The following is a 2,482-nucleotide window of genomic DNA, read 5'->3' as shown; positions in this document are numbered from 1 at the left end:
TGTCAATCAGCACCGAACATTCACCCCTTTTACTTATCCAATTTTGACCCCCTTTAGGCGATCAGCGCTTGGCCTGCCCGGCGCTGGCCGGGATTGCAGAGGGTAGGCCAAGTGCGGGTGATGGGTATCTTCGGCTTTAGCTTTGAGAACGGCTTTTGAAGCGCCAGGATTCATTTCCAGTCTCGACGATTTCGCAATGGTGGGTCAGGCGGTCGAGGAGTGCTGTCGTCATTTTGGCATCACCGAATACCGACGGCCATTCACCGAAGGCCAGGTTCGTCGTGACGATGATTGAGGTGCGCTCATAGAGCCTGCTGATCAGGTGGAATAGAAGCTGACCACCAGCCTGCGCAAACGGCAGATAGCCGAGTTCATCGAGGATGATGAAGTCGAGGCGTGTGAGATAGTCCGCCGTTCTGCCCTGCTTGCCACTGCGTGTCTCCGTTTCCAGGCGGTTGACCAGGTCAACGACATTGTAGAAGCGCCCACGCGTGCCGTTACGGATGAGCGCACGCGCAATTGCAATGGCGAGATGGCTCTTGCCCGTTCCTGTGCCGCCGACAAGGACGACATTACGCTGGTCGGCGACGAAGGTGCCCGTCGCCAACTCCCGCACCAAGGATTCATTCACAGGTGTATCGGCGAAGTCGAAGTCGTCAATGTCCTTGGCAAGAGGCAGCTTGGCGATACTGAGCTGGTATCGGATGGACCGGGCCTGCTTCTCGGCGATTTCCGATTGCAACAGATCGCCGACGATCCGAGGCGGTTCATGCTGCCGCTTGATACCGTTGCCCATGACCTCATCATAAGCGCTGCGCATTCCATAGAGCTTCAGCGTGCTCATCAGTTCGAGAACCTGTGTGCGTTCCATCAACTTGCCCTCCTGAGCCTGTCGTAACGGGCGCAGTCGGCGACTGGCTCATGAGCAAGCCGAAGCGCATCCGGGATTTGAAGTGTTGCAGCAGGAGCCGGATCGCGGCTTCGCGCCAGAATGTTGATGATCACCGAGGCCGAGCAGACGCCGTGATCAAGCGCTTCCTGGCAGGCAGCTTCGACGGCGGCAAGACCATCAGCAGGAACGCATCCGAGTATGGTGACCATCTGCCGATCACCGTCGTCGGCGATCTTCAATCGCTTGCGGACCTTCTCCATCGCGGTTGGCAAGACCCATTCGCGGAAGGGAGCGCCATTGCGCAAGGCACCGGGTTTGCGAGCGAGGACAGGAACATAGTGCCAGGGGTTGTAGACAGTGTCGCCACGGCCAAAGCTGCGCCGGTGTTCAGCGACCGTCACTCCATCCTGTTTGATGACGATCCGATCAGCATAGGCGTGAACCTCAACAGGGCGGCCGACGGCTGTCGACAGGACCGAGTATTTGTTGTTGTCGAAACGGACGGTGCAGGTCTTCGACACCGAGGCTGGGATACTGTGGAACCCGTCAAATGGGCCGACGTAGCGCACAAGGCTGCCACGCTCGGCCTCGAACATCTGCCAGATCGTCTGCGCCGTCTGTTCGGGATGGCTACGGGCCTTGGCATAGGCAACGCATTTATCGAGGAGCCAAGCATTCAGTTCCTCCAGGCTTTTGACCCTGACACGCGGCGTGAAGAAGCGCTCGCGCACGAGGCCGACCTGGTTCTCAACCTGTCCTTTCTCCCAGCCGGATGCTGGCGTGCAGGCGACCGGCTGAACAAGATAATGGCTGCACATCTGCAGGAAACGGCGGTTATATTGCCGTTCTTTGCCGACAAACACGGCCTCGACCGCTGTCTTCATGTTGTCGTAGATGCCACGCGTGCAAGTGCCACGGAAGAAGTCGAAGGCCCTGTCGTGCGCGTCGAACACCATTTCCTGGCTTTCGCGCATATAGGCTCGGGCAAACATCATACGGCTGTGGCAAAGCCGGACATGTGCCACCTTCACGGTCGTCGTCACCCCGTTAATCAGAATGATCTCGTGGCTCCAGTCGAACTGATAGGCCTCGCCAGGTGCATAGTATAGCGGGACATAGGCTTCGGTCGTTACCGCACCACGGCTCTTGGCCCAGGCCTTGGCATATCGGCGAACGGTGTCGTAACTGCCATCATAACCGAGTGACCGGACCTCCTCGTAAATCCGGATCAGCGTCAACCGTTCGCGCGATGCTTTGCCTTCGTTGGCAATCAGAAATCGCTCGACATCACCCTTCCAAGCTCCCATCCGGGGCAAGGGTTGATGCCCACGCTTGTAGGCAAACTCAGTCGCATTGGACCGCAGAATTTTGCGCACAGTATTGCGAGAAACATTCAGCTCTCTGGTGATCTTCTTCACCGACCAGCCCTGAACATGGAAGGCTCGTCGGACACGGGCAATCGTATCCACTCTCTTCAACTCCCTACTCCATCCGCTGCCAAAAGCCGGATGGTCGGATGAAATCCAGAGGGGGTCAAAATTGAATAAGTATCACCCCACCAGAGGGGTCAACATTCCATGCTTAAACACA

Annotated in this window: 1 protein-coding gene and 1 pseudogene; both read right to left on the bottom strand. The window is 57.5% G+C overall.

Annotation, left to right across the window (positions count from 1 at the left end):
- Window positions 1-136: 136 nt before the first annotated feature.
- Window positions 137-871, bottom strand: coding sequence for an IS21-like element helper ATPase IstB (gene istB / locus ACQZ51_RS23630; protein WP_448780986.1), 735 nt, complete (start codon window positions 869-871; stop codon window positions 137-139).
- Window positions 804-2,370: pseudogene (gene istA, locus ACQZ51_RS23625) on the bottom strand (IS21 family transposase). The gene istB and the pseudogene istA overlap by 68 nt, the downstream one beginning before the upstream one ends.
- Window positions 2,371-2,482: the final 112 nt, after the last annotated feature.

It is taken from the genome of Agrobacterium sp. CG674, assembly GCF_053521645.1.
The sequence above is the reverse complement of the archived record's forward strand: the minus strand, read 5'-3'. Positions and strand labels throughout refer to the sequence as shown.